22 protein-coding genes are annotated in these 25000 nt (G+C 63.9%); 10 read left to right on the forward strand and 12 right to left on the reverse strand.

Translation table 11 applies throughout. The features are described 5' to 3' along the window. Window positions 1-3: 3 nt before the first annotated feature. The 3 genes from QRN70_RS10900 to QRN70_RS10910 all read right to left on the reverse strand — a co-directional run bounded on the left by QRN70_RS10900 (window position 4) and on the right by QRN70_RS10910 (window position 4019). A complete protein-coding gene (locus tag QRN70_RS10900; protein ID WP_015096751.1) occupies window positions 4-204 on the reverse strand; it encodes a DUF1656 domain-containing protein in 201 nt (66 codons plus the stop codon). Continuing rightward, window positions 194-2380, reverse strand: coding sequence for an FUSC family protein (locus QRN70_RS10905; protein ID WP_285417618.1), 2187 nt, complete (start codon window positions 2378-2380; stop codon window positions 194-196). Before QRN70_RS10905 ends, QRN70_RS10900 begins: the two co-directional genes overlap by 11 nt. Window positions 2381-2519: 139 nt before the next feature. Continuing rightward, window positions 2520-4019, reverse strand: coding sequence for an efflux transporter outer membrane subunit (locus QRN70_RS10910; RefSeq protein ID WP_285417619.1), 1500 nt, complete (start codon window positions 4017-4019; stop codon window positions 2520-2522). 218 nt (window positions 4020-4237) lie between these two features. Here QRN70_RS10910 and QRN70_RS10915 point away from each other — a divergent pair, with 218 nt between their 5' ends. The 4 genes from QRN70_RS10915 (at window position 4238) to QRN70_RS10930 (ending at window position 7543) form a co-directional block, all read left to right on the forward strand. After that, window positions 4238-5206: a LysR family transcriptional regulator gene (locus tag QRN70_RS10915; protein ID WP_285417621.1), complete on the forward strand. Its 969-nt coding sequence runs from the start codon at window positions 4238-4240 to the stop codon at window positions 5204-5206. A gap of 163 nt (window positions 5207-5369) precedes the next feature. Further along, a complete protein-coding gene (locus tag QRN70_RS10920; RefSeq protein WP_285417623.1) occupies window positions 5370-5846 on the forward strand; it encodes a hypothetical protein in 477 nt (158 codons plus the stop codon). A gap of 86 nt (window positions 5847-5932) precedes the next feature. Then, the gene (locus QRN70_RS10925) at window positions 5933-6385 is read left to right on the forward strand and encodes a hypothetical protein (RefSeq protein ID WP_285417624.1); all 453 of its coding nucleotides are present in this window, start codon (window positions 5933-5935) and stop codon (window positions 6383-6385) included. A gap of 183 nt (window positions 6386-6568) precedes the next feature. Continuing rightward, window positions 6569-7543 (forward strand): 2-hydroxyacid dehydrogenase, encoded by a 975-nt coding sequence (locus tag QRN70_RS10930; RefSeq protein WP_285417627.1) that lies wholly within the window; start codon window positions 6569-6571, stop codon window positions 7541-7543. 51 nt (window positions 7544-7594) lie between these two features. On the opposite strand, the gene QRN70_RS10935 is transcribed toward QRN70_RS10930, so the two are convergent. After that, window positions 7595-8497 carry a DMT family transporter gene (locus QRN70_RS10935; RefSeq protein WP_285417629.1) on the reverse strand — a complete coding sequence of 301 codons (903 nt, stop codon included), beginning with the start codon at window positions 8495-8497 and terminating at the stop codon, window positions 7595-7597. A 278-nt stretch (window positions 8498-8775) separates the two neighbouring features. Between QRN70_RS10935 and QRN70_RS10940 the strand changes: the two genes are divergently transcribed. Beyond that, a complete protein-coding gene (locus QRN70_RS10940; protein ID WP_285417630.1) occupies window positions 8776-9672 on the forward strand; it encodes a helix-turn-helix transcriptional regulator in 897 nt (298 codons plus the stop codon). Between the two features lie 21 nt (window positions 9673-9693). On the opposite strand, the gene QRN70_RS10945 is transcribed toward QRN70_RS10940, so the two are convergent. The 6 genes from QRN70_RS10945 to QRN70_RS10970 form a co-directional block, all read right to left on the reverse strand. Then, window positions 9694-12123 (reverse strand): TonB-dependent siderophore receptor, encoded by a 2430-nt coding sequence (locus QRN70_RS10945; protein WP_285417632.1) that lies wholly within the window; start codon window positions 12121-12123, stop codon window positions 9694-9696. A 222-nt stretch (window positions 12124-12345) separates the two neighbouring features. Beyond that, window positions 12346-13335: a FecR family protein gene (locus QRN70_RS10950; protein ID WP_285417634.1), complete on the reverse strand. Its 990-nt coding sequence runs from the start codon at window positions 13333-13335 to the stop codon at window positions 12346-12348. Continuing rightward, entirely contained in the window at window positions 13332-13898 is a 567-nt protein-coding gene (locus tag QRN70_RS10955) for an RNA polymerase sigma factor (RefSeq protein ID WP_285417635.1), read from the reverse strand. Before QRN70_RS10955 ends, QRN70_RS10950 begins: the two co-directional genes overlap by 4 nt. A gap of 1 nt (window position 13899) precedes the next feature. After that, on the reverse strand, window positions 13900-14226 hold the full coding sequence (locus QRN70_RS10960) for a DUF3325 domain-containing protein (RefSeq protein ID WP_285417636.1): 327 nt from the start codon (window positions 14224-14226) through the stop codon (window positions 13900-13902). Further along, on the reverse strand, window positions 14226-15815 hold the full coding sequence (locus QRN70_RS10965) for a PepSY-associated TM helix domain-containing protein (protein ID WP_285417638.1): 1590 nt from the start codon (window positions 15813-15815) through the stop codon (window positions 14226-14228). Before QRN70_RS10965 ends, QRN70_RS10960 begins: the two co-directional genes overlap by 1 nt. Further along, window positions 15812-16117 carry a DUF3649 domain-containing protein gene (locus QRN70_RS10970; protein ID WP_285417640.1) on the reverse strand — a complete coding sequence of 102 codons (306 nt, stop codon included), beginning with the start codon at window positions 16115-16117 and terminating at the stop codon, window positions 15812-15814. Before QRN70_RS10970 ends, QRN70_RS10965 begins: the two co-directional genes overlap by 4 nt. A 170-nt stretch (window positions 16118-16287) precedes the next feature. Here QRN70_RS10970 and QRN70_RS10975 point away from each other — a divergent pair, with 170 nt between their 5' ends. From QRN70_RS10975 to fecA, 3 genes are all read left to right on the forward strand, one after another. Then, the gene (locus tag QRN70_RS10975; RefSeq protein WP_285417641.1) at window positions 16288-16782 is read left to right on the forward strand and encodes a sigma-70 family RNA polymerase sigma factor; all 495 of its coding nucleotides are present in this window, start codon (window positions 16288-16290) and stop codon (window positions 16780-16782) included. An 8-nt stretch (window positions 16783-16790) separates the two neighbouring features. Further along, window positions 16791-17717, forward strand: a complete 927-nt coding sequence (locus tag QRN70_RS10980) for a DUF4880 domain-containing protein (RefSeq protein WP_285417642.1) — start codon at window positions 16791-16793, stop codon at window positions 17715-17717. 161 nt (window positions 17718-17878) lie between these two features. Beyond that, window positions 17879-20212 carry a TonB-dependent Fe(3+) dicitrate receptor FecA gene (gene fecA, locus QRN70_RS10985; RefSeq protein ID WP_285417644.1) on the forward strand — a complete coding sequence of 778 codons (2334 nt, stop codon included), beginning with the start codon at window positions 17879-17881 and terminating at the stop codon, window positions 20210-20212. A 268-nt stretch (window positions 20213-20480) separates the two neighbouring features. Here fecA and QRN70_RS10990 read toward each other — a convergent pair whose 3' ends face one another. Together QRN70_RS10990 and QRN70_RS10995 are read right to left on the reverse strand one after the other, a co-directional pair. After that, window positions 20481-20888, reverse strand: a complete 408-nt coding sequence (locus tag QRN70_RS10990; protein WP_285417645.1) for an HPF/RaiA family ribosome-associated protein — start codon at window positions 20886-20888, stop codon at window positions 20481-20483. A 200-nt stretch (window positions 20889-21088) separates the two neighbouring features. Then, window positions 21089-22036 carry a LysR substrate-binding domain-containing protein gene (locus tag QRN70_RS10995; protein ID WP_285417647.1) on the reverse strand — a complete coding sequence of 316 codons (948 nt, stop codon included), beginning with the start codon at window positions 22034-22036 and terminating at the stop codon, window positions 21089-21091. A gap of 135 nt (window positions 22037-22171) precedes the next feature. On the opposite strand from QRN70_RS10995, the gene QRN70_RS11000 reads away from it, so the two are divergent. Both QRN70_RS11000 and QRN70_RS11005 read left to right on the forward strand, forming a co-directional pair. Then, window positions 22172-23548, forward strand: coding sequence for an L-serine ammonia-lyase (locus QRN70_RS11000; protein WP_285417649.1), 1377 nt, complete (start codon window positions 22172-22174; stop codon window positions 23546-23548). Between the two features lie 86 nt (window positions 23549-23634). Further along, window positions 23635-24936, forward strand: a complete 1302-nt coding sequence (locus tag QRN70_RS11005) for a serine/threonine transporter (protein ID WP_285417650.1) — start codon at window positions 23635-23637, stop codon at window positions 24934-24936. The last annotated feature ends 64 nt before the right edge of the window (window positions 24937-25000 follow it).

The following is a 25000-nucleotide window of genomic DNA, read 5'->3' on the forward strand; positions in this document are numbered from 1 at the left end:
TTCTCAACGGTAGACGGTCAGCGCCATCGCGCCGAACAGACAGGTAAACAGACTCAGGCGCAACAGCGCCGGGTGCCAGAAAAAACGGTACAGGTCGAACCCCGAGAGGAACCGGTCCAACGCCCAGGCCAGGGCCGCGGCGATGAAAAACATCAGGGTCATGGTCGGCATGTACACGCCGTGGAAGGCGATTTCACGAGGCATGGGCAAGTCCTTCGGGCTTGGCGTAGGCGGCGAGTGGCGACTGCGGGTCGAGCAGCGAGGTGCGGATGAAGTGCAGGTAACTCTTCACCCGGCGCAGCGCCGAGGTATCGAAGTGCGGCGCGAACGGCTCGTCGGTGGCGGCGACCCGGCTGATCGCGTGGTCGACCGCAACCAGCGCGCGCTCGAGGTTGCTCGCATTCGGTTGCAGGAACAGCCGCACCAGCGCCCGCCCCATGACGCGAATCGCCTGACGCCACGGCTGCGATTCGGCATAGGCCGGGTGCACCGGGAGGATCGCCTGCTCTTTGCGCAGCTCGATGATCGCGTGGCCGACTTCCAGCACCACGAACATCCAGCGCAGGAGGTTTTTCTGCACCGCCGGCTGACCGGCCGCCAGGCCGTAGGCCTGGTGCAGCAGGTCGCGGGTGCGGCTTTCGAAACTCGAGGCGAGGCCCTTGAGCCTGGCGCTGATCGCGTACACCACCTGGCCGCGCAGATCCTGCTCGAGCCGACGCCACAGCCAGCGACTGTTCGGCGGCAGAATGATTGCCCCGGCCGCCGCACAGACGAGCATGCCCATGACCATGGCGATGTAATCGTTGATAAAGGTGTAGGGGTTGTAGATGGTCAGGTTGTCCGGCACCGAACCGGTGCTGAAAAAGATCAGCAGGCCGAGGCCGACCCCGACGTATTGCGGCCGCGACGTGAGGAACGAACCGAGCACGATCACCGGCGCGAGCATCACGCAGAGCAATGGAAAACCATCGATCCACGGGAAGATGAAAAACATCTCGACGAAGCCGATCAACGCGCCGAGCAGCGTGCCGCAGGCCATCTGGAAGGCCATGCGCTTGGGGTTCGGCGTCGCCGCGGACAAGCCCACGGTCGCGGCGGCGATCAGGGTCATGGTGGCGCCGCTCGGCCAAGCGGTGGCGACCCAGTAACTGCCGAGCACGATAAGGATGAACGAGGCGCGAATCCCCGAGGCGGCTGCCGCCCACCAGCTGGTCTGCGGGGTGAACGGCTCGTCCCAGCGCTCGCGTTCGTGGCGGTGATCGGCCAGCGAGGCGTGGGTCTGGGCATAACTGTGCAGGTCGTCGACGAAGCGATAGAGCAATTCGTAGGCGGTGTGAAAATCCAGTTGCTCGGCCTCGCTCGGCGCGCGCTCCTGGAAGATGGCCCGCAGGCTGCGCACGCGTGCCGGCAGGCCGTCCTTGTAGCTCGCCAATGCCGTGGCCAGGCGTGCCGCGTCGGGGCTGGTCAGGGCCCGGCCGCTGAAGCCGTCGAGCACTTCGGCGAGGTCCTGCAAGCCTGGTTTGATCGCCGCCACCACGTGTTCCTCGTCATTGCCGCGCAGGCGTTCAAGCAGCTGATGCAAGGCGTTGAACCGGGTGGTGATGCTCATGAATTCGCTGTTCAGGCGACTCAGGCGACCGTTGCGCCGACGCATGTGCGGGTCTTCGAACACGGTCACGCTGCGCAGGCCTTCCAGGCCCACCGCTTCGGCGATGAAGCGCACGTTGCTGGCCTCGAAAGCCTCGGGTTTGCTGCGCCCGCGCAGGCCATCGGTGACGAACAAGGCAAACACCCCGAATCGCTGGTACAAGGCGTTGCGCATGGCGGCGCTGGCGGTCTGCGGCAGGATCGCGGCGCTGACCACCGTGGAGCAGAGAATCCCCAGCGAGATTTCCAGCACCCGCCACACCGCCGCCATGAACGCACCGTCGGGATGCGCCAGCGCCGGCAGGCCGACCATCGCGGCGGTGTAACCGGCGAGGACAAAACCGTAGGCGCGAAAGTTGCGGCAGCGCGTGGCACCGGCTGTGCAGATACCGACCCAGATCGCCAGCGAACCGAGGAACAGTTCGGTGTTCTGTGCGAACAGCGCGATCAGCGTGACCATCATCGCCGAGCCGGCCAGGGTGCCGAGAAAGCGATAGAAACTCTTGGCGAATACCTGGCCGCTCTGCGGCTGCATGACGATGAACACGGTGATCATCGCCGTGCGTGGCTGCGGCAGTTCCAGGCGCATCGCCAGCCACAGCGTGAGGAACGCGGCGAGCAGCACCTTGAAGATGTAGACCCAGGTCACGCCGTCGCTGCGCGCCCAGTCGAAGAAGCCCCGGCGCCATTCCAGGGAGTAGAGCCAGCGTAAAGGTGCGGGCAAGGGAGTCATTCAATTGTGCTCAATGAGATTCGATCTTGTCGCAGAACCTGTGGGAGCGAGCCTGCTCGCGAATGCGGTATATCAGCTGACATATGTGTTGGCTGACATTCCCTCTTCGCGAGCAAGCTCGCTCCCGCAGGGTTGGTGTTCACCGCAGGAGGGTCGGGGTTTTCGGGGCTGCTGTCTGTTCGGCAGTGGGCACGTCATTGCCAGCTCCCAGGTCACCGCCCAACGCCGTCACCAGCTCGGCATGCGCACTCAACCGCGCCGCCTGCACCTGCTGCTGCACTTGCTGCTGCTTGAACAGCAAGGTCTGCGCGTTGAGCACATTGAGGTAGTCGGTAAGGCCACGCTGATAGGCGATCATCGCGATGTCGTAGGTCTTCTGCGCAGTGGCCACGGACTCGGCGGCGAACGCCTGCTGCTTGTCCATCGACTCGCGGCGGATCAACTGGTCGGAGATGTTCTTCAGCGCATTGACCAGGGTCTGGTTGTAATGCGCCACGGCGATGTCGTAGCCCGCCGCGGCTTCACCGAGTTCGGCACGCAGGCGGCCGCCGTCGAAGATCGGCAAGGAGATGGCCGGGCCGACGTTGTAGTTGAGCTTCTTGCCGGTGAGAAACTCCAGCGCCCCGCCGCCGGTGGCCATGTAGCCGAGGCTGCCGACCAGGTCGACGTTGGGGTAGAACCCGGCGTGCGCGACGTCGATCCCGCGTGCCTGCGCCGCCACCTGCCAGCGGCTGGCGACCACGTCCGGGCGCTGGCCGAGCAATTCGGCGGGCAACGCCGACGGCAGTTGCAGCGCGGCGCCGAGGGCCAGCGTCGGCCGCTGCAACTGCGCGCCGGCACCCGGCCCCTTGCCGGCGAGGGCGGCGATCTGGTTGCGGCTCAGCGCGATGGCTTCGTCCAGTGCATCCAGTTGCCGGTGGGTTTCCGGCAGCGGGGTTTCGGCCTGGCTGACTTCGAAGTGGGTACCGATGCCGCCGTTCAGGCGTTTCTGCGCCAGGTCGAGAATCTGCTGTTGCTGCTTGAGCATCGCGGCGACGATGTCGCGCTGGGCGTAATGCAGCGACAGTTCGATGTAGGCGCGGACCATGTTGTTCTGCAACTCGAGCTGCGCCAGCCGCGCCTCGGCCGCCGTCATGTGCGCCAGGTCCACCGCGCGCTCGCTGGCGTTGCTTTCGCGGCCCCAGAGGTCGAGGGCGTAACTGAAGCCCAGCGCGGCGTTGTTGTCCCAGGTGGTGGTGTTGGCCAGCTCGCCCGGCCCGTAGAACTGATCGGTCGGCCAGTTGTGGCGCTTGAGGGTCGACTCGCCATTGATCTGCAGCGATTCGGCGGCTTCGGCGACCCCGGCCAGCGCCTTGGCCTGGCGCACCCGTGCGGCGGCCATGGCCATCGTCGGGCTGCCTTGCACGGCGAGGTCGATCCAGCGATTGAGTTGCGGGTCGCCGTAGGCCTGCCACCATTGCGCGGTGGGCCAGCGGGCGTCACGGGCGGCGTGGGCGATGGCGTCGTCGGTGGCCAGTTCGTTGGCCTCCAGCGCCTTGCCCTGCGGAGCAATTCCTCCGGTTCCGATGCAGCCGCTGATTGCCAGGGAGAAAGCCAGAACACTGAGCGGCAAAAGCGCTCTGTTGATGCGACGCGGCACTGCTGCGAATTCCTGAGAAGGGGATATGGCGAGGACGTGTGAGGCGCGGCCGAAGGCTGCACCTACCGGGATCGGCGCAATTCTAGGGGGCGCTCTGAACGGCGATAAGCTGGGAATTCTGTGAATCTTTGTTACGGTTAACGAGATAATCCGTTGGTCGGGGGTCTCAGCCCCCGAAACTTCGTGTCACAATTTGCCATCTCCCTTGAGAGCACCCCATGGACACATTGCAAAACATGCGCGCCTTCAGTTGTGTGGCCGAAGCCGGCAGCTTCACCGCTGCCGCCGTGCAACTCGACACCACCACGGCCAACGTCTCGCGCGCGGTCTCCAATCTGGAAGCCCACCTGCAAACCCGCCTGCTCAATCGCACCACCCGGCGCATCGCCCTGACCGAGGCCGGCAAGCGCTACCTGCTGCGCTGCGAGCAGATCCTCGCCTACGTCGAAGAGGCCGAAGCCGAAGCCAGCGAAGCCCACGCGCGCCCGGCCGGGCAACTGAAAGTGCACACCATGACCGGCATCGGCCAGCACTTCGTCATCGACGCAATCGCCCGTTATCGCAAGACGCACCCGGACGTGACCTTCGACCTGACCATGGCCAACCGCGTGCCCGACCTGCTCGACGAGGGCTACGACGTGTCCATCGTGCTGGCCCGCGAACTGCCGGACTCCGGCTTCGTCTCGCAACGCCTGGGCATCACCTACAGCATCGTCTGCGCCTCCCCGGCCTACGTGAAAGCCAACGGCTGCGCGCAGAAACCCAGCGACCTGCTCAACCACGCCTGCCTGCGCCTGGTGAGCCCGGTGATCCCCCTGGAAAAATGGGCCTTCGACGGCCCCGAAGGCCAGGAAATGGTCACCATCAACAGCTCGCCGTTCCTGGTCAACTCCGCCGACGCGATGAAAACCGCGATCACCAGCGGCATGGGCGTCGGCGTCCTGCCGGTGTACGCCGCCATCGAGGGCCTGCGCAACGGCACCCTGGTGCGCGTCATGCCCAACTACCGCTCGCAGGAACTCAACCTGTACGCGATCTACCCGTCGCGCCAGTACCTCGACGCGAAGATCAAGACCTGGGTCGAGTACCTGCGCGGCTCGCTGCCGGAAATCCTCGCCGCGCACCAGTCGGAACTGGCGGCGTACGAGCTCAGTGGCAGCCTGGCCGGGGCGCGGGTGGCAACCTAGAAGGCGCAGATTGTTTAAAGGCAAAGGATTGCCTGACGCGTTGAATCGATAGCCAATCGGTATAAAAAAACCACTCCGACCTGTCAGTTCTGACAGTAGACGTCACCTCCTTCGAAGACAAAGATTGACTACGTCAACACGGGCCTTTGCGGGGAGCGAAAACATGTTCACTTACTTTCCGAAAACCAAAGACAAAATCGACTCAGGTACTGGCAGCCTGACCGCGAAGATCCATAACAACTATCTCTACGCCAACTATTGCGGAACGCCCTTCGTTTTCGTCACCAACGGCGAGTTGGTCGCCCTGCAGACGAAACACATGGAAGACCTGAATACCTGGATGAACATCAGTTTCAACTTCTTCGCCAGCATCGAAAACAAGCGTTATGAATTCCATGAGGACATTCCATCGCCCCCCCGCCCTCCTTCGTTTTCATTGACCCGCTTCGACCCCATCACGGCGGATACCTACGGTATTGCCTATAGCAGCAAAAGCAATGCCGGGCACATCGACATCGAGGAATCGACATCGACAAAGGTGTGCTCGGAGCTTCATTCAACTTCACCTTTGAAGACTTTCACGAACGCACCCTGCATCAGGTCATCGGAAGCATCGATGTCGCAGGTCTTGAACGCCTGAGAGCGGGCGAGGCACGAGCGGCCCTGCTTGGCTGACTCTGCAGCGCTTTCCCCCCAACCACCAACAGGTTCCCGCAGAGAAGCATCATGACTGACAACAATGGGCAAGCGCGCGCACAACAATCGGGATCCGGCACTTGGCTGGCGTCGATTCCAGGCTACCGGGATGAACATTTCACCTGCACCCCGCTGGACTTCGTCAGCAACCGCCAGGACGTCTATATACAGGTCGGCGGACCGACCGGTGGCACCTCCGAACTCAGGTTCATCTTGAGATTTCCCGTGAGCATTGCGCACAAAACCCTCTTCTTCGGGCAATCCGGCGCGCCTCAACCTCCCGGACTGGCGCTCATTCGTGGCGGCGACGTCACCAACTACGCTTCCCGGCCGGACGAAGGCCATATCACTGTCGAACACTTCAACCTCGAGGCGGGAAGCTTCAGGGCCAGCGGCAATTTTTCCTTTGCCGACCATGAAAGTGGCAGGCTGCACCAAGTGGTTTTCGACATTGACCTGACGGAACTGCAGATCGTGGTCTGAACAGCCCGTCGCGGCGCGAGCCCCTCTCGCGCGGGAGAGGGACTCACGCCAACCGCAGCGGCGCAAAAAACCGCTATTCAGCCACCCCGCGCCAACCTGGCCGACCCGGCGGCCGCCAAGACAAGCCAAGGCAGAAATGTTAGCTTGCTTGGCAATCCAGCCCAGCCGCCGAGCCCAAAGCCAATGAAAAAAACCGTCCTGGCCTTCAGCCGCATCACGCCGCCCATGATCGAACGCCTGCAAGAAGAGTTCGAGGTCATCGTCCCCAACCCGAAGAACGGTGACATCAACGCCCAGTTCAACGAAGCGCTGCCTCACGCCCACGGCCTGATCGGCGTCGGTCGCAAACTCGGTCGGGCACAACTGGAAAACGCGGCGAAACTCGAAGTGGTCTCCAGCGTCTCGGTCGGCTACGACAATTACGACGTCGCCTACTTCAACGAACGCGGGATCATGCTCACCAACACCCCGGACGTGCTCACCGAAAGCACCGCCGACCTCGCCTTCGCACTGATCATGAGCAGCGCCCGCCGTGTCGCCGAACTCGACGCCTGGACCAAGGCCGGCCAGTGGCAGGCCAGCGTCGGCGCGCCATTGTTCGGCAGCGATGTGCACGGCAAGACCCTCGGCATCGTCGGCCTGGGCAACATCGGCGCCGCCGTCGCCCGCCGCGGCAGATTCGGTTTCAACATGCCGATCATCTACAGCGGCAACAGCCGCAAGACCGCACTGGAACAGGAGCTCGGCGCACAGTGGCGCAGCCTTGACCAGCTGCTGGCCGAAGCCGATTTCGTCTGCCTGGTGGTGCCGCTCAGCGACAACACTCGCCACCTGATCAGCCAGCGCGAACTGGCGCTGATGAAGCCGAGCGCGATCCTCGTCAACATTTCCCGTGGCCCGGTGGTCGACGAACCGGCGCTGATCGAAGCCCTGCAGAACAACCGCATTCGCGGCGCCGGCCTCGATGTCTACGAAAAGGAACCGCTGGCCGAGTCGCCACTGTTCCAGCTGAAAAACGCCGTGACCCTGCCGCACATCGGCTCGGCCACCCATGAAACCCGTGAGGCCATGGCCAATCGCGCGCTGGCCAACCTGCGCAGCGCCCTGCTCGGCGAGCGGCCGCAGGACCTGGTCAATCCGCAGGTCTGGAAAGGCTGAACACTAGGCGCAGACGTCGTTTGACGTCTGCGCCCTGTTGATCCCTGGCGCTCAGGCCAGCTTGCCGTGCGGCGGCATCGCCGCCACCTTGGGTTTGCGGAACACCAGCACGTTGCCCAGCATCACCAGCACCAGCCCGACCAGCGCGGGCGCGGTCCACTGATAGCCCTCGGCAAACGCCGAGACGTTCAGCGCCACCACCGGGAACAGCACCGTGCAATAGGCGGCGCGCTCCGGGCCCATACGCCCGACCAGGGTCAGGTACGCGGTGAAGCCGATCACCGAGCCGGGAATCACCAGGTACAGCAGCGCGCCGATGTAACGCGGCGTCCAGTCCATGTCGAAGGGGATGCCCTTCACCACACACCACACCGAGAGCATTGCCGCACCGTAGGCCATGCCCCAGGCATTGGTGGTCAGCGGTTTGAGACCGGCCTTCTGCTGCAGGCTCGAGAGCATGTTGCCCGCCGAGAAACACAGGGTGCCGCACAACGCCAGCCCGAGGCCGAGCAGGGTCTGCGGACTGGCCTGGTGCCCGGCCAGCTCCGGCCAGAACAGCAGCCCCAGGCCGCTCAGGCCGAGCGCGCCGCCCAGCAGCACGTTGCGCGCAATCCGTTGGCCGAAGAACACCCGCGCATTCAGCGCATTCCACAGCGTGGCGGTGGAAAACACCACGGCGACCAGGCCGCTGGGGATCCACTGGCTGGCGGTGAGGAAGCACATGAAGTTGACGCAGAACAGGCACACCCCCTGCGCCACACAGATCAGGTGTCCGCGACGGTTCATCGGTTGCAGACGACGACTGAGCAGCAACAGCGCGAACAGCACCAGCGCGGCGAGGCCGAAGCGATAGACGATCGACACCGCAATCGCCACCACCCCCAGTTGCCACTTCAAGGCAATCCAGGTGGTGCCCCAGATCAGCACGGTCAGCAGATACAGCGAAAGGTTCATGACAAGAAACTCCTGAAGGGTAATGCCGGGCACCTCTGTGGCGAGCGACGCGCTGGCGCCGCACCGCGAGGCAGCCGCAGTGCCGGGTTGCCCACAAGGACGGCGCCGCACACGCCAGCGCCTTGCTGCGAAGAGTGCCCTCGCCACAGGTTTGCTCAGGCGTTCAGAGTGCTGTCCCCGAGATTGGCGCGCTTGCAAAATCTTGCGCATTTGTCGGCGCGCTGGCTGGCAGCAGGGCATCGACGGAGTAGGATGCAAGGCGTTGGAGAGAACCGAACATGGCCGCTATCGATACCCTGCAAGTCTTTCAAGCCCTCAACCGCTCGCCGAATGCACGCCTGGTGCACAGCGCCGAGCTCGGTGACGGCTTGTCTGCGGCGCTGTGGACCAACCACCACGACGCCCAGGAATACGAAGCGCCGAGCCATCACACCCTGTCGTGCTACATCGCCGGCGGCACCGGCACCTTTCGCCGTGGCCAACCGGGCCACAAGGGCGGACCGGACAAGCTGTGCATCCTGCCGGCCGATCACCAGTCCGGTTGGGTCATCAACGGCGATATCCGCCTCGCCCACCTGTATTTCAGCGCCGAACAATTCGCCCTCGGCTGCGTGACGCTGCTCGATCGCGAACCACGCGAGTTGCAGTTGCGCGAGCAGACCTTTCTCGAAGACCCGCAGCAGGCGCAACGCTTTCGCCAGTTGCTGACACTCAACTGGGACGAACCGGCCGAACGCCTGCTGACCAGCAGCCTGGCGCATGAACTGCTCAGTCATACCTTGCTCAGCCAGGTCGGCGTGCGCCAGGGCCTGCGCCTCAAGGGCGGGCTGGCGGCCCATCAGCGCCGGCAATTGGTGGAGTTCGTCGACAGTCAGCTGGCAGAGCCGATCAGCCTCGGGCAATTGGCCGGGTTGTGCGCGTTGTCGGAATATCACTTTGCGCGGATGTTCCGCACCAGTTTCGGCCTGCCGCCCCACCAGTACGTGCTGGCACGCCGCTTGAGCCGGGCGCGGCAGTTGCTGCGCGCGACGGCACTGCCGCTGGGAGACATTGCCCTGGCGTGCGGGTTTGCCAGTGCCAGTCACTTCACCAACCGCTTTCGCCAGGTGCTGGGGGCAACGCCGGGCGAGTATCGGCTGGCATTGGCGCCAGGCCGCTTCCCCTCACTGGGCTGAGGGGAAGCCTTTGTCTCGGTGTCAAAACTCCAATGTGCTGGACAGCGAGATCTGCCGCGAATCGCCCATCGACACAAAGAAGCGGCTCGCCGCCGAGGTGTAGTAAGTGCGGTCGAACAGGTTCTTCACGTTGAGCTGGAACTTGACCTTCTGCCCCTCGACCTGGGTGTCATAAGTGGCAAACGCATCCGCCACGGTATAGCTCGGCAAGTCGAAGTCGTTCACCGCGTTGCCCGCCCGCTCACCGACATAACGCGCCCCCGCGCCGACCCGCAACTGATCGCCACCGAGCACGCTGCCGAAGTCATACACCGCCGACAGCGAGCCGCTGTTCTTCGCCACGTTTTGCAGGCGATTGCCTTTGTAGTCGGGGTCTTCGGTGACCTCGGCATCGGTGTAGGCATAGCTGCCGATCAGGCTCCAGCGGTCGCTGAGCTGGCCGCTCAGGTCCAGCTCCAGGCCGCGTGAGCGCACTTCGCCGGCGGCACTGTAAATCGTCGTCGGGCCTTCGGCGTTGGCCACCAGCACGTTGCGCTTCTTGATGTCGAACAGGGCGACGTTGGCGGTGACGCGCCCCGGGATATCCAGGCGCGCGCCCAGCTCCCAGGACTTGGCCTCTTCCGGCGCAATGCTGCCATCGAGCACGGTGCTGCTGCCGCTGAGCGGGGCGATGGTCGAGTTCGGTTTGAACGATTCGGTGTAGCTGCCGTAGAACGACAGCTGATCGGTGTAGCGATACACCAGGCCGGCGCGGGGGACGAATTTCTGTCCGTTGCTGTCGGTGTTGGCCTTGAACGGCACGCCCTTGCCGGCGTACTGGTCGTACTCCTGGAAGCGTCCGCCGGCGACCAGAATCCACTGATCGTCGAGGTGGATCGAGTCCTGCAGGAACACCGAATCGCTGCGCAGCAGGTCGGTCTGCGCACTGTCGGCCGGGCTGACCGTGGTGCCTTCGACTTCGCGGCCATACACCGGATTGACGTAGCTGAAGGTGCTCAGGCTTTTCTGCCGGATCAGGTCGGCGCGGTAAATCTTGCGGTACTCGTCATCGACGCCGAACACCAGGTCATGCTGCATGCCCAGCACATTGACCTTGCCTTCGAGGCTGGCGGTGGTGAAACGGTCGGTGCTGATCGCGCCGTGGGTGCCGTCCATGCTGCGGGTCAGGGTGCCTTTTTTGGTGTCGATGGCGGTCACGCGCACCTGGCTGGCATCGTAGGTCTCGCGGTTCCAGCTGTAGCCGAAGTGGGCTTTCCAGTCGTCGTTGAGTTCATGGTCGGCCTCGAAATGGTAGAGGTCCGAACGCCCTTCCATGTCGTTGAACGGTTCATCCAGGCGCTCGTTGCGCGAGATGTCCAGCGGATGGTTGGTGCGCGGATCGATCAGCGTGCCACGGTCGAACGGCGTGAGGAATTCGCGATGCTCGTAGCCGAACGACAGCTTGGTGCGTTCGCCGTACCAGGCCAGCGACGGCGCAATCAGGGTTTCACGGTGGGTGCCGAAATTGCGCCAGTAATCTTCGTCTTCGTGGTCCAGCACCAGCCGGTACGCCAGCCCGGATTCCCCCAAGGCTCCGGTGCTGTCGAAGCTGCCGCCGCTGCCGTTCTTGCCGTCGCCGTAGGTCGAGCCGCGCAGGGTCAGCGCGTTGTACGCGGTCAGCTCAGGTTTCTTGCTGACCATGTTGACCACCCCGCCCGGGTCCTGAATCCCGTACAGCAAAGACGCCGGGCCCTTGAGCACTTCGACGCGCTCGACCGTCGCGTTCATGCCGCGGCCCTGCACCACCGGCATGCCGTCGCGCATGATCGAGCCGTTGCGGTTGTCGCCGAAGCCACGGGTCATCACCGAGTCCTGGGTGCTGCCGAGGGTGTTGCCCTGGGTGATGCCGCTGACATTGGCCAGCGCATCGTCGAGATTGCGCGGCGCCTGATCGCGAATGACCTGGGCCGGGATGACGTTGACGGTCTGTGCAACCTCCTGCAGCGAGGCCGCGGAGCGCATCACCGAACTGGTTTGCGGCGGCTGGTAGCTCAGCGGTTGGTCGAGCACCGAGGTGATGTTGGTTGCACCGAGGTTCAGCGCGCCTTCCGTGGGTTGCGGCTCGAGCGCCAGGGTGTGGCTGTCGGTGCGGCGGAAAGTCAGCCCGGATCCGCCGAGCAGGCGTTGCAGCGCCTGTTCGGCGCTCATCTGGCCGCTGACTGCCGGCGCCGTCAGACCGTACGGCGCCTCATCGGTGTAGACCACGCTTTGCCCGGTGACGCGGCTGAAGTCGCTGAGGGCTTGCGGCAGCGGTTTGGCGGCCAAGGCGAAAGTGAACTGCTTTTGCGTCTGACTGCTGCCCGCTTGCGCGGCGAGCGCCACGCTCATCGGCGACAACGCCAGCGCGGAAAAACTCAACGCCGACACGCCCAACCACTGTTTGACCGAACCCGAACTTGCCCTGGACTTCATTGCTCAATGACCTGTGTAGAACCGCAACGGATGCGAATGACTCGCAGTTTCAGTCACTACACGGATGGCGTTCGGGTTTACCTCACCCTTGAGCGGAAAATATTTGAAACGTCGTGTTGTCGGGGCTGACGCCTTCGCGAGCAGGCTCGCTCCCACAGGGTGTTTTTGTCGATCCACAGACCCACTGTGGGAGCGAGCCTGCTCGCGAAAAGGCCATCAGCCTCAGCGCAAAATAATCAACTGCCCCAGCACCTGATGCTGCTCGAACCCTAACACCCCCTGCAGAGAATTCAGCACAGCCTGCGGGTCCTTGCTCGGAAAACTGCCGCTGACCCTGCGCGCCGCCAATTCATCGTTGAGCAGCACGATGCGCCCCGGGTAATAGCGCCGCAGATCCTCCACGACATCCGCCAGCGTCGACTTGTAGTAAGTCAGCCAGCCCTGGCGCCAGGCCAGTTGCGCCTCGCTGTCGACGGCGTGCAGTTGTTCCGCCAATCCGTCAGCGTAAGCCACCTGCTGCCCCGCGGTGAGAATCTGCTGTGGGCCTTGGCGATCGGCCTTCACCCCGACGCGTCCGGACAGCACCGTGACCTGCGCCCCGCGCGGCTGCAGGCGCACTTCGAATTGCGTGCCGAGCACCCGCGCTTGACCTTGTCCCGCCGCCACGACAAACGGATCACCGGTGTGCGTCACGCTGAAAAAACCGGCACCGCGACGCAGCTGCACATGCCGCTCGCCGTGGCTGAAATCCACGGCAATGGCGCTGTCGGCATCCAGCGTGACTTGCGACTGATCGGCCAGCGTCACGGTGCGGATCTCACCCGGCGCCGAAACGTAATCGGCGCCCAGATCATCGATCCAGCGCTGCGGTTGCCAGCCCATGCCGAGGCTGACCATCAGCAGCAGACACGCCGCCATTGCCAGCGCCCCGGCCCCGCGCAACAACGCCGGGCGACGCGGGCGATCCATTGCTTCGAGATAACCCTGCAAGGCGCAGGCGTCTTCATCGGCCAGCGTCTGCGCCGGGCTCTCGCTCAACTCCCAGACGACTTGTGCCTGCGCGTAGGCCTCGGCGTGGGCGGGATCGGCGCGCAGCCATTGGCTGAAGGTCAGTTGATCGCCGGTGCTGGGACGGTCGTGCAGCAGGCTCAGCCAGGCCAGTGCGGCCTGCTCCTGGGCGGGTGTCGGGATGACGCGGTCGGGTTGAGTCACGGTGCTTTCCCTGACAGGCGTGGCGCGGGTTCGCGCAGACTGGCCTTGCAGGCCTCGAGGGCGCGCATCATATGTTTTTCCACGGCGCTTTGGGACAGGCCCATGGCCTTGGCGATCTCGGCGTACTTGCGCCCGTGGATGCGATTGAGCAGAAAGATCTGCCGGGTGCGCTCGGGCAACGCGCGCAGCGCCGCTTCGACATGGCGCAAATCATTGCCCGCTTCGAGTGCCGCCTGCGGTTCGCAGCCGCTGCTGTCGGGCTCCTCGGTCTGCCAGCCCTCGTTGACCCGCACCCGCGTGCCTTCGCTGCGCAAATGGTCGATGGCAATGTTGCCGGCGCAACGCAACAGATAGGTGCTCAGTTCCTCGACCTGCACCAGTGGCCGACGCCAGAAGCGCAGAAACAGATCCTGCACCAGATCCGCCGCCGTCGCCCGGCAGCCGACGCGGCGGCTGACCAGCGCCTCCATCTGCGAACGTTGCGCGAGAAACACCTGGAGAAAATGCGCCCGCGCACCGTGGGGTTCGTCGTCGCGCGATTCCGGCGGATGGCTGATCAACATGTCAGTTCACGGCCCACGCAGCGAGCGGACTGGCCAGCAGGCTCAGTCCGGCGCAGGCCAGCGCCAGGCGCGGGCGGTACGGCAGCAGCATCACCAGCGCCAGGGCGCTGAGCATCAACACGGCAAACCAGTCGACCAGACCGAAGCTCCAGCCATTGGCGGCCACAGCGGCCCACAGGGACAGGCCGAGCAGCAGCCAGCCAGCGCCGCCCAGGCTGCGCTGGCGCGACAGCGACGGCTTGTGCCCGAGCAGTTCCTCGTGGTGCCGCGGCCGCGACAGACACAGTGCGGTGAAGCCGGCGTAACACAGCAGCAGCGCGAGCAGCATCAGTGGCTCCCCTGCTCGAGCGTGACCGGTCGCGGCGTTTCGCGGCGGGCGTGTCTGACCCTGACGGTGTTGCCCGCACGCTGCATTTTCCACGCGGTCCAGGCGAGGAACACGCCACTGGCCAGGCACGTCAGGTCAAAACCGGCCAGCGCCCAGTCACCTTCGATCAGCGTCACGCCGAGGTGATACGGCGTGGTCAGTGCATTGAGCAGCGGCAGTGCGGCAAACAGAGCAGCGGCCAGTGTCAGTTGCTCGACCCAGGCCTGACGCCCCGGACGCAGTAGCGCATGGAGGACACTCAGGCCCCAGGTGATGAAGAAGGCGTTGACCTCCCAGTCGGCACGCCCGCTGAGGTCCAGCGGCAGCAGGCGATTGGCCCAGAAGAACGCCGCCACCGCCGCCACCAGCCCGGCCATGCTGGCAATGTTCAGCACCTCGACCAGACGCAGTTCGAACGGCAGCACCGCGCTTTTGGCGTGTTTGAGCTGGCGCTTGCCGAGCCAGATCACCAGCCCGGTGCCGATCATCGCCGTGCCCGCCAGCCCGCAGATGAAGTACAGCCAGCGCAGCACGGGGCCGGCGAAATGGCCCATGTGCAGGCCGTAGAAACTGCCGCCGATCGCCATTGCCAATGGTTGTGCAGGCGTGGTGTCGAGCACCTGGCCATTGACGCCGTTGAAGGTCACGGCACTGCCGAAATCGTGCACCACCCGATCAGCACCGCTGCGGGTCAGCACCACCGAGGCATTGGCATCGCCCGGGTTGTTCACCGTGACCCGCGCGACGCTGCCGCCGCCCCACTGCGCACGGGCCTGGCCGACCAGCGCTGCCAACGGGGCCAGGGCGGCCGGCTGATGGGCTTTCGCCGGCACCTTCGACGCTGGGAAAACGTCGTCGTAGAAGCTCTGCACGTCACTGCCGTAGGAGGCCAGAATGCTCGCCGGCATGACCATCGCCATGAAAATCACCAGGCTGCTGTAGGTGATCATCAAATGAAACGGCAGCACCAGCACACCCACCGCGTTGTGGCCGTCGAGCCAGGATCGCTGGCCCTTGCGCGGGCGGAAGGTGAAGAAGTCCTTGAAGATTTTCTTGTGGGTGATGATGCCGCTGATCAGTGCCACGAACATCACCATGGCGGCCATCGTCGCCAGCCAGCGCCCCCACGGATAGGGCATCTGCAACTGGAAGTGGAAGCGGTAGAAGAACTCGCCGCCCATGCTCGCGCGGCCCTGCACTTCGGCGCCGGTCTGCGCATCGAGGGTCTTGCTGACGAACTGGCCGCGTTCACCGGGTTGCGCCGGACTCTGCTGCCAGCGCACGCTCAGACCGGGATCGCGGGCGTCGGGCAGGCCGATCAGCCAGCGCGACGCATCAGGGGCGTGCTGTTGCAGATACTGCTGGGCAAGGGTCAGGCTGGCCTCGGCATTCAGCGGCCGCGCGGTAATCTCCGGCTGCATCCAGTGACTGGTTTCATCCTTGAAATAGGCCAGCGTGCCGGTCAGGAAAATCGCGAACAACAGCCAGCCGAACAACAGGCCCGCCCAGGTATGCAGCCACGCCATGGCCTGCCGAAAACCCTCTTTCATGCGTAGCCCAGGCCGCGCGCCGCGCCGGAGACGGTCGCCAGAATCACACTCGGCACCAGCAGGCCGACCCACGCCGACCAGGCCGTTCGGCAGGCGAAACACCAGAGCACCGCCACCAGATAGACCAGGAACGAAACCGTCATGCCGGTCACCACCGCTTCGGCGCGGCTCAGTGGCAGCCACAGGGTCAGGGTGACGCTGGCCAGCGCGGCGACCAGATAGCCACCAAAGACCGCTGCCAGCACCCGCGACGTGACGGCCAGACGATAGGACAAGGGCAGTGCAGCAAGTTTGGCTTTCATGTTTCGACCCTGAAACCGGAAATGTCCGACTGACATGTCGGCGCTACAGGCGGCCAATATTAATGATAAATATTCTCATACGCAAAAGCAGCCGATTGCCGGAACCTGCGACCGCCCCTACAATGCGAACAATTCTTGTTCTCTAACGCATGCAGATTGCGCTCGGAGTGATGCCGTTGCCGCCCACCCACCCTGTCGAATCGCTGTACCAGGCCCACCACAGCTGGCTCACCGGCTGGCTGCGGCGCAAGCTCGGCTGCCCGCACAGCGCCGCCGACCTGGCTCAGGACACCTTCATCCGTGTGCTGACGGCGCGAGAACCGCCGGTGATCGTCGAGCCCCGCGCGTTCCTCACCACCCTGGCCAAACGCGTGCTGTGCAATCACTACCGACGCCAGGATGTGGAACGCGCCTACCAGGAAACCCTGGCGCAGATGCCGCAAGTGCTCGCCCCTTCCGAAGAAGACAAGGCCATCATCCTGCAGACCCTGATGGAGCTCGATCAATTGCTCGACGGCCTGCCGCGTCCGGTCAAGCGCGCATTCCTGCTGGCGCAGGTCGACGGCCTGACTTATCCACAGATTGCCGCCGAACTGGGCATCTCCGTGGCCACGGTCAAACGTCATCTGAACAAAGCGGCCCTGCGCTGCTACTTCGCGTTGTGACGGCGCCGATGGATTTTTCTGCGCAGGTCGCCGAACAAGCCGTGCACTGGCTGCTGGAAATGCAGCAAGGCCCGCTGAACCCGCGCCAGCAACACGCCTGGCAACAATGGCTCGACGCCCACAGCGAACACCGGCGGGCCTGGGAGCACATTCAGCGGGTCAATTCGCGCCTGCGCGGTCTGTCCTCGCCGCTGGCCCATGCCGCGTTGAACGCGCCGCAAGCCGCCAGCCGGCGCCAGGCGCTGAAGCTGTTGCTGCTGCTCGGTGCCGGGTCGGCCGTGACCTGGGGATTGCGCGCGCATACGCCGATCCCTGCGCTGCTCGCCGACTACCGCAGCCCGCTCGGCCAGCGGCGCCGGATTGACCTGGGCAGCGGCGGCCAGTTACAGCTCAACAGCGCCAGCGCGGTGGACGTGCAAGACCAAGGAGCGCAGAAACTGATCCGCCTGCTCGAGGGCGAAATGCTCCTGAGCACCCCGCAAGCGGTCACCGTACAGACTGCACAAGGCGCGCTGCGCACCGAGGGCGCACGCCTGAACGTCCGCCAGTTTGCCGATCGCACCCAGGTGGCGCTGTTTGCAGGCCGCGTGGAACTGACGCGTAACGGCCACGCGGGCATGCTGCTGCCGGTGGCCCGGCAATTGAGTTTCACCAGCACGACGGTCAGCCCACCGCAGCCCCTGGACGCCAACAGCGGCGCCTGGGTCGACGGCATGCTGGTGGCGGCGCACATGCGCCTGGGGGATTTTCTCGAGGAGCTCGGACGCTATCGACGCGGGCAGCTCGGTTGCGACGCAAAAGTCGCCGACCTGCTGATCTCCGGGACTTATCCCCTGGACGACAGCGAGCGGATCCTCGACCTGCTGGAAATCAGCCTGCCAGTGAAAGTGAAGCGCTTTACCCGCTATTGGGTGAACGTCGAAGCGCGGGTTTGACAGCACTGCAAAAGGTCGCTGCGTTGGCCAGGCGTCCAGCCTAAGGGAGACGCCGCCGCCGGCGATCGGTTGCTCCGGAAAAAATAAATGAGCCGTTTTTCAGATCTGGCGTGACAGAGAAGGAAAGCCCCCTTGATTCAACCCTCTCAGGACCGTCCTCCATGCACCCCAACCGCCTCACGCCCCTGGCCCGCGCCCTGCGCCACCTTGTCCTCGGCGCCAGCCTGAGCTTCAGTGCGCTACCCCTGGCGCACGCCGCAGACAGCAAGACCTACCACATCGCCCCGTCGTCGCTGGAGAACGCCCTCAACCAGTTCGGCCGTGAAGCCGGCGTGCTGATTTCCTTCGGTTCGCACGTCACCAGCGGCGTGCAGAGCCGCGGCCTGGAAGGCAATTACAGCGCCGCGCAAGGCCTCGACGCCCTGCTCGAAGGCACCGGCCTGCAAGCCCGCGCCGAGGGCAACAACGCCTTCAGCCTGCAACCGGCGAGCGACACGGCGCTGGAGCTGGACACCTCGAAAGTGGTCGGCGACTGGCTCGGCGATGCGGCGCAGGTCAACGTCTTCGAACACCCCGGTGCGCGCGACGTGATCCGCCGCGAAACATTCGAACGCCAGGGCGCGACCCAGGCTCGCGACGTACTCAATCGCATTCCCGGGGTCAACGCGCCGGATAACAACGGCACCGGCAGCCACGACATGGCGCTGAACTTCGGCATTCGCGGCCTCAACCCGCGCCTGGCCGCACGCTCGACGGTGTTGATGGACGGCATTCCGGTGCCGTTCGCGCCGTACGGTCAGCCGCAGCTGTCGTTCGCCCCGATCAGCATGGGCAACATGGATGCGGTGGACGTGGTGCGCGGTGGCGGCGCGGTGCGTTATGGCCCGCAGAACGTCGGCGGCGTGGTCAACTTCGTGACCCGGGCGATTCCCGATGAGCCGACGGTCAAGGGTGGTTTCCAGACCGAAACCAGTCCGTCGTCGAGCCACGACGGTTTCAAGACCAGCGCCAACCTGCTCGCCGGTGGCACCAACGCCAATGGCCTGGGCGGCGCGTTGCTGTATTCCGGCAGCCGTGGCGGCGACTGGCGCGAACACAGCGACAGCGAGATCGACGACCTGATCCTCAAGGGCAACTATCAACTCGACGAGGCCAACAGCTTCAACGCCATGGCCCAGTATTACGAGGGCAAGGCCGACATGCCCGGCGGCCTGAGCGTGGCCGACTACGATGCCGATCCGTACCAGTCGACCCGGCCGAAAGACCAGTTCTGGGGGCGGCGGACGATGTTCAACTTCGGCTATCGCTACCAGGAGGATCGCCGCGAATTCACCGCCAACACCTTCTTCACCAAGACCTTGCGCAGCGGTTATCTCGATCAGGGCACGTTTCTCTCGCTGTCACCGCGCGAGTATTGGGTGCGCGGCTTCGAAACCCGTTTCGCCCAGGGCTTCGACCTCGGCCCGACGAGCCACGAAGTCGGCGTCGGCTATCGCTACATCAATGAGGCCGGCCACGAACTGCGCTACCGCACGCCCATCGCCAGCAACCAATACCCGACCACCGACAGCCGCAACGACCGCGACACGCGGGGCGGCACCGAAGCCAATGCGTTCTTCGTCGACGACCGCATCGACATCGGCAAATGGACGATCACCCCGGGCGTGCGCTACGAGATGATCGAATCGCAACAGACCAACAACCTGACCAACGTCAAATACCAGGGCGACTACAACACCGCACTGCCGGCGTTGAACGTGCTCTACCACCTCACCGACAGCTGGAATCTGTACGCCAACACCGAAGGCTCGTTCGGCAGCGTGCAATACAGCCAGATGCCCAACCGCGTGACCAGCGGCGAAGTGAAACCGGAGAAGGCCCGCACCTGGGAGCTCGGCACCCGGTATGACAACGGCACGTTGCGTGCGGAGATCGGTGCGTTCCTGATCAACTTCGACAACCAGTACGAAAGCAACCAGACCAACGACTCGGTGATCGCCCGTGGCGAAACCCGCCATCAGGGCATCGAGACCAGCGTCAACTACGCACTGGACGACTTGAGCCCGGCGCTGGCCGGTTTCGATGTGTACGCCACTTACGCCTACGTCGACGCCACCATCCGCGAGGACGGACCGAACAAGGGCAACCGGGTGCCGTTCTCTTCGAAGCACAAAGGTACGCTTGGCGTCGGTTACACAGAGGGGCCGTGGAAGCTCAATCTGGACAGCAGTTTCCAGAGCGACCAGTTCGCCGACAACGCCAACACCACGCGCGAAAGCGCCGACGGCAGCACCGGCAAGATCCCTGGCTACATGCTGTTCAGCAGTCGCGCCGGGTATGACTTCGGCCCGCAGCTGGCGGATCTGAATGTCGCGGTGGGCGTGAAGAACATCTTCAACACGCAATACTTCACGCGCTCGTTCGATGACAACAACAAAGGCAAATACGTGGGTGAACCGCGCACGGTGTATGTGCAGACCTCCGTGGCGTTCTGACGTTTAAAAGCCCTTCACCCTAACCTTCCAGGGGACTGATGCTGCAGGGTGACGTCGAGCTGTAATGGCTGCTTCGCATCCATAATCGACGGGTTGTTTCAGGTCGATGGATAGCGCACGACGACCTCGGTCGGCCCCCTCTCCCTCCGGGAGAGGGCTGGGGTGAGGGAATGGCTCTCAGGCCCTGCACTCTCTCTGCCAGCCACAAACAAAAACGGGCCTGCATTTGCAGGCCCGTTCTCAGTGGGTGAATTAAATGATCAGCGCATCAACTGTTGATGGCTGCCTGTTCATTCTCGAGAAATTCTTCCTCCAGCAGCCGGTCGTTGGCTTTCCTCTCGAATGGCACGATCGCGGCGCGTGGCTTGCCGCGCAATTTGCCAAACAGATGTTCCAGCGCATGTTCGAGTTTTTCGGCCGCACCATCGATCGCCTGTTCCAGCGAATCGGCTTTATGGGTCACGGAAATCGGTTGATGGCCTTTTGGCCGCGCCTCCAACTGGCAGCGCAAGTCATGGGGACCAGGCTTGTCACCGTTCTCGTCGCTCAGGTGGACTTCGACACGGGTCAGGTCTTCCTCATAACGGTCGAGCGTGCTCTCAATGGTTGTACGTACCCACTCCTCCAGTCGTTTACTGCTTTGAATATGGTTGTCGCTGTTGACTTGGATTTGCATAGTTCATCCCTTATTTCAGCTAGCTCGCAAGAGGCCTTGAACAGGATTTCGTGACCTCTTGATTACAACAATCGGCCCGACCGCCGAACATTTCAACCCCTGAAAAAAGATAAATATTCATTCGCAAAAAAAGCCGGACAACCGGGTAAAGCACTGGTAAGGTCGGGAGTTGGGTCGCCCCGCCATTCGGCAAAATTTGCTCACAATTGCCCGTCATTCAACGGGTGCAGACTGCGAAAGATCCCCGCCTCTTCCACCAGCCAGTCATGCACTGCGCGCACGCCCGGATGGCTCAGCGCCCCCGGCGCGTAAAGCAATACATAACGTTTGTGATTGGCCACCGACAGGCCGAACGGCACGATCAGCGTGCCCCGCTCAAGCTCGTCGTTGAGCAACGTGCGCCGGGCAATCGCCACGCCCATGCCGGCAATCGCCGCCTCGATGGTCAGGTGATTGCGATTGAACGTGTGCCCGCGCCGGACATCGGCGCCCTCGAAACCGATGGCGTTGAGATAGAACTCCCATTCCGCGTACTCGTAGCTGCCACGCCAGGCGGTGATGTCATGCAACAACGGGAAGTGGCCCAGATCCGCCGGCCCGTGCAACGGCGGGCGCCCGCGCAGCAGGCTCGGCGCGCACACCGGGAAAATCTGCTCGTCGAGCAAGGCTGTGGACATCAGGCCCGGATAACTGCCGTCGTTCAGGTCGATGGCCAGGTCGAAATCGCCTTCGTGCAACGGCACGCTGCTGTCCTCGGCCACCAGGCGCAACTGAATGTCCGGGTAGCGCTGCTGCAGGCGCGGCAGGCGCGGGGTCAGCCATTTGCTGAGGAACGAGGGAATCGAGCGCAGCCGCAGCGTCCCGCTGATCATCCCGGCATCGAGACGACGCAGTTCGGCGTCGATGCTGCCGTACGCCTCATTGACCGTAATGGCCAGGCGCTGGCCCTCGGCGCTGAGTTCGACCCCGCGTGCACGGCGGTGAAACAGGCGAAAACCCAGACGCTCCTCCAGTTGCCGGATCTGCTGGCTGACCGCGCCGGGCGTGATGTGCAATTCCTCGGCACAGCGGGTGAAGGACAGGTGCCGCGCGGCACAGGAAAACACCTGCAGCCAGACATAAGTCTGCGCATGCAATTGACGGCTCATCGTTTAGTCCTGCTAAAGGCTTACTTAGGAAGTTTCGTTAGTCACGTTGTAGCGAGGCAGGCAGTATCGCCGACATTGCGCTTGTCCTACAAAAAATGGCGGCGATTCCTACTCCATCGCTTGTAAGGCTTTAGCATGGCTATCAGTGTTTTCGATCTTTTCAAAGTCGGCATCGGCCCGTCCAGTTCCCACACCGTCGGCCCGATGCGTGCCGCCGCGACCTTCGCCGCGGCGCTGATCGAGCAGCGCTTGCTCAACGATGTGCAGCGTGTGGAAATCCGTTTGTACGGCTCACTCTCGGCCACCGGTGTCGGCCACGCCACCGACCGCGCCTGCGTCATGGGCCTGATGGGCGAATGGCCGGACCGCATCGACCCGGCAACCATCGAGCCACGCATCGAGCAGCTGCGCGCAGACGGGCAATTGTCCCTCGCCGGTCAGCGCACGATTGCCTTCGACTGGCAGCGCGATCTCCTGCTGCTGGACGAGAGCCTGCCCTACCACCCCAACGCCATGTCGCTGACAGCTTTCGGCGCAAGTGCCGAGCTGTTCACGCAGACGTACTACTCGGTTGGCGGCGGTTTCATCATCGAAGCGGCCGAGGCCGAATCCGCTGTAGCGCCCGCCGGCAACGTGCAGCTACCGTACGATTTTTCCAGCGCCGCCGAACTGCTGAGCCTGTGCAAACAGCACAATTTGCGCGTGTCGGAACTGATGCTGGCCAACGAACGTGCCTGGCACAGCGACGCCGACATCCGCCAGGGCCTGCTGCACATCTGGTCGGTGATGCGCGAGTGCGTCGAGCAGGGCCTGCGCCATGAAGGCATCCTGCCCGGCGGTCTGAATGTGCCGCGCCGCGCGGCGAAACTGCACCGCAGCCTGCTGGAAATCGGCAAGCCCAACGTTATCAGTTCGACCCTGTCGGCAATGGAGTGGGTCAACCTGTTCGCCCTCGCGGTCAACGAAGAAAATGCCGCCGGCGGGCGCATGGTCACCGCGCCGACCAACGGCGCGGCGGGGATCATTCCGGCCGTCCTGCACTACTACATGAAATTCAATCCCGAGGCGTGCGACGACGACGTCATCGCGTTCTTCATGGGCGCGGCCGCCGTCGGCATCCTGTGCAAGAAAAACGCCTCGATCTCCGGTGCCGAAGTCGGCTGCCAGGGCGAAGTCGGTTCGGCCTGCGCGATGGCCGCCGCCGGCCTGGCCGAAGTGCTCGGGGCCAGCCCGGAGCAATTGGAGAACGCCGCCGAAATCGGCCTGGAACACAACCTCGGCCTGACCTGCGACCCGGTCGGCGGCCTGGTGCAGGTGCCGTGCATCGAGCGCAATGCCATCGCTGCGGTGAAAGCAATCAACGCCACGCAAATGGCCCTGCGCGGCGACGGCAAGCACTTCATTTCCCTCGACCGGGTGATCCGCACCATGCGCGATACCGGCGCCGACATGCATGACAAGTACAAAGAGACTTCACGGGGCGGCCTGGCCGTGAACTGGGTGGAGTGCTGACGCGCCAGCCCTGACTGCCCCGGCAGGCCGTTCGTGGCGGCCTGTCAACCGTGAGCCCGAGCAAGAATAATAACGAGGCAAAAACGATGACCGATGTACGTACACCTGCTGCCGAAAATCCCGCTGTAGATCGCACCCGCACACCCGCAATCGCCGCCAAGGGCTGGAGCAAATTCGACACCACCTGGATGCTCGGCCTGTACGGCACGGCGATTGGTGCCGGCACCCTGTTCCTGCCGATCAATGCCGGCGTCGGTGGCTTCTGGCCGCTGCTGATCCTGGCGTTGCTGGCCTTCCCGATGACCTTCTTCGCCCACCGTGGCCTGACCCGCTTCGTGCTTTCGGGACGTTGCGGGGACATCACCGAAGTGGTTGAGGAGCACTTCGGCATCGGCGCCGGCAAACTGATTACCCTGCTGTATTTTTTCGCGATTTTCCCGATCCTGCTGGTGTACAGCGTGGCGCTGACCAACACCCTGAGCAGCTTTCTCGAACACCAGTTGCACATCGCCCCGCCGCCCCGGGCGATCCTGTCACTGGCGCTGATCCTCGGCCTGATGGCCATCGTGCGTTGCGGCCAGGGCGTGATCGTCAAGGCCATGAGCGTGCTGGTCTACCCGTTCGTCGCCGCCCTGCTGTTGCTGGGGCTGAGTCTGATCCCGAACTGGAACGGCGCATTCTTCGCCAGCGCCCAGGAGCCGATGGCCCTGTCGGTGTTCCTCAAGACCTTGTGGCTGGCGATTCCGGTGATGGTGTTCTCGTTCAACCATTCGCCGATCATCTCGGCCTTCGCGGTCGAACAGAAACAGCGTTACGGCGACCAGGCCGAGCGCAAGAGCAGCGGTATCCTCGCCATGGCCCACGGCATGATGGTGGTGACCGTGATGTTCTTCTGCTTCAGCTGCGTACTGGCCCTGTCGCCGGCAGACCTGGCGGCGGCGAAGGCGCAGAACATCTCGATCCTGTCGTACCTGGCCAACCACTTCCAGACGCCGGTCATCGCCTACGCCGCGCCGCTGATTGCGCTGGTGGCGATCACCAAATCCTTCCTCGGCCACTACATCGGGGCCAGCGAAGGTTTTCAGGGCCTGATCGTCAAGAGCCTGCGCAGCCGCGGCCGGGTGATGTCGGCGAGCTGGCTGAACCGCGCCACGGCGTTGTTCATGATCCTCAGTTGCTGGGCCGTGGCCACCTTCAACCCGAGCATTCTCGGCATAATCGAAACCCTGGGCGGGCCGGTGATTGCCTGCCTGCTGTTCCTGATGCCGATGTACTCAATCCGCCGCGTGCCAGCCTTGCGCCAGTATTCGGGCCAGGCGTCCAACGTGTTCGTGGTACTGATCGGCCTGATTGCACTGTCAGCGATCATCTACTCGGTTCTGCCCTGAAACGGCCCATAAATGACCAAGGCGAGCCATGAGCTCGCCTTTTTCATGCCGTATCCATTGTCCA

Origin of the sequence: Pseudomonas sp. efr-133-TYG-5 (assembly GCF_030209175.1) — a bacterium.
Classification (GTDB): Bacteria; Pseudomonadota; Gammaproteobacteria; order Pseudomonadales; family Pseudomonadaceae; genus Aquipseudomonas.

What these genes read in the sequence shown, in the direction of transcription:
- QRN70_RS10900 (WP_015096751.1), bottom strand. Translation starts at nt 204, where the DNA reads ATGCCTCGTGAAATCGCCTTCCACGGCGTGTACATGCCGACCATGACC.
- QRN70_RS10905 (WP_285417618.1), bottom strand. Translation starts at nt 2,380, where the DNA reads ATGACTCCCTTGCCCGCACCTTTACGCTGGCTCTACTCCCTGGAATGG.
- QRN70_RS10915 (WP_285417621.1), top strand. Translation starts at nt 4,238, where the DNA reads ATGGACACATTGCAAAACATGCGCGCCTTCAGTTGTGTGGCCGAAGCC.
- QRN70_RS10920 (WP_285417623.1), top strand. Translation starts at nt 5,370, where the DNA reads ATGTTCACTTACTTTCCGAAAACCAAAGACAAAATCGACTCAGGTACT.
- QRN70_RS10925 (WP_285417624.1), top strand. Translation starts at nt 5,933, where the DNA reads ATGACTGACAACAATGGGCAAGCGCGCGCACAACAATCGGGATCCGGC.
- QRN70_RS10930 (WP_285417627.1), top strand. Translation starts at nt 6,569, where the DNA reads ATGAAAAAAACCGTCCTGGCCTTCAGCCGCATCACGCCGCCCATGATC.
- QRN70_RS10935 (WP_285417629.1), bottom strand. Translation starts at nt 8,497, where the DNA reads ATGAACCTTTCGCTGTATCTGCTGACCGTGCTGATCTGGGGCACCACC.
- QRN70_RS10940 (WP_285417630.1), top strand. Translation starts at nt 8,776, where the DNA reads ATGGCCGCTATCGATACCCTGCAAGTCTTTCAAGCCCTCAACCGCTCG.
- QRN70_RS10945 (WP_285417632.1), bottom strand. Translation starts at nt 12,123, where the DNA reads ATGAAGTCCAGGGCAAGTTCGGGTTCGGTCAAACAGTGGTTGGGCGTG.
- QRN70_RS10955 (WP_285417635.1), bottom strand. Translation starts at nt 13,898, where the DNA reads ATGTTGATCAGCCATCCGCCGGAATCGCGCGACGACGAACCCCACGGT.
- QRN70_RS10960 (WP_285417636.1), bottom strand. Translation starts at nt 14,226, where the DNA reads ATGCTGCTCGCGCTGCTGCTGTGTTACGCCGGCTTCACCGCACTGTGT.
- QRN70_RS10965 (WP_285417638.1), bottom strand. Translation starts at nt 15,815, where the DNA reads ATGAAAGAGGGTTTTCGGCAGGCCATGGCGTGGCTGCATACCTGGGCG.
- QRN70_RS10970 (WP_285417640.1), bottom strand. Translation starts at nt 16,117, where the DNA reads ATGAAAGCCAAACTTGCTGCACTGCCCTTGTCCTATCGTCTGGCCGTC.
- QRN70_RS10975 (WP_285417641.1), top strand. Translation starts at nt 16,288, where the DNA reads ATGCCGTTGCCGCCCACCCACCCTGTCGAATCGCTGTACCAGGCCCAC.
- QRN70_RS10980 (WP_285417642.1), top strand. Translation starts at nt 16,791, where the DNA reads ATGGATTTTTCTGCGCAGGTCGCCGAACAAGCCGTGCACTGGCTGCTG.
- fecA (WP_285417644.1), top strand. Translation starts at nt 17,879, where the DNA reads ATGCACCCCAACCGCCTCACGCCCCTGGCCCGCGCCCTGCGCCACCTT.
- QRN70_RS10990 (WP_285417645.1), bottom strand. Translation starts at nt 20,888, where the DNA reads ATGCAAATCCAAGTCAACAGCGACAACCATATTCAAAGCAGTAAACGA.
- QRN70_RS10995 (WP_285417647.1), bottom strand. Translation starts at nt 22,036, where the DNA reads ATGAGCCGTCAATTGCATGCGCAGACTTATGTCTGGCTGCAGGTGTTT.
- QRN70_RS11000 (WP_285417649.1), top strand. Translation starts at nt 22,172, where the DNA reads ATGGCTATCAGTGTTTTCGATCTTTTCAAAGTCGGCATCGGCCCGTCC.
- QRN70_RS11005 (WP_285417650.1), top strand. Translation starts at nt 23,635, where the DNA reads ATGACCGATGTACGTACACCTGCTGCCGAAAATCCCGCTGTAGATCGC.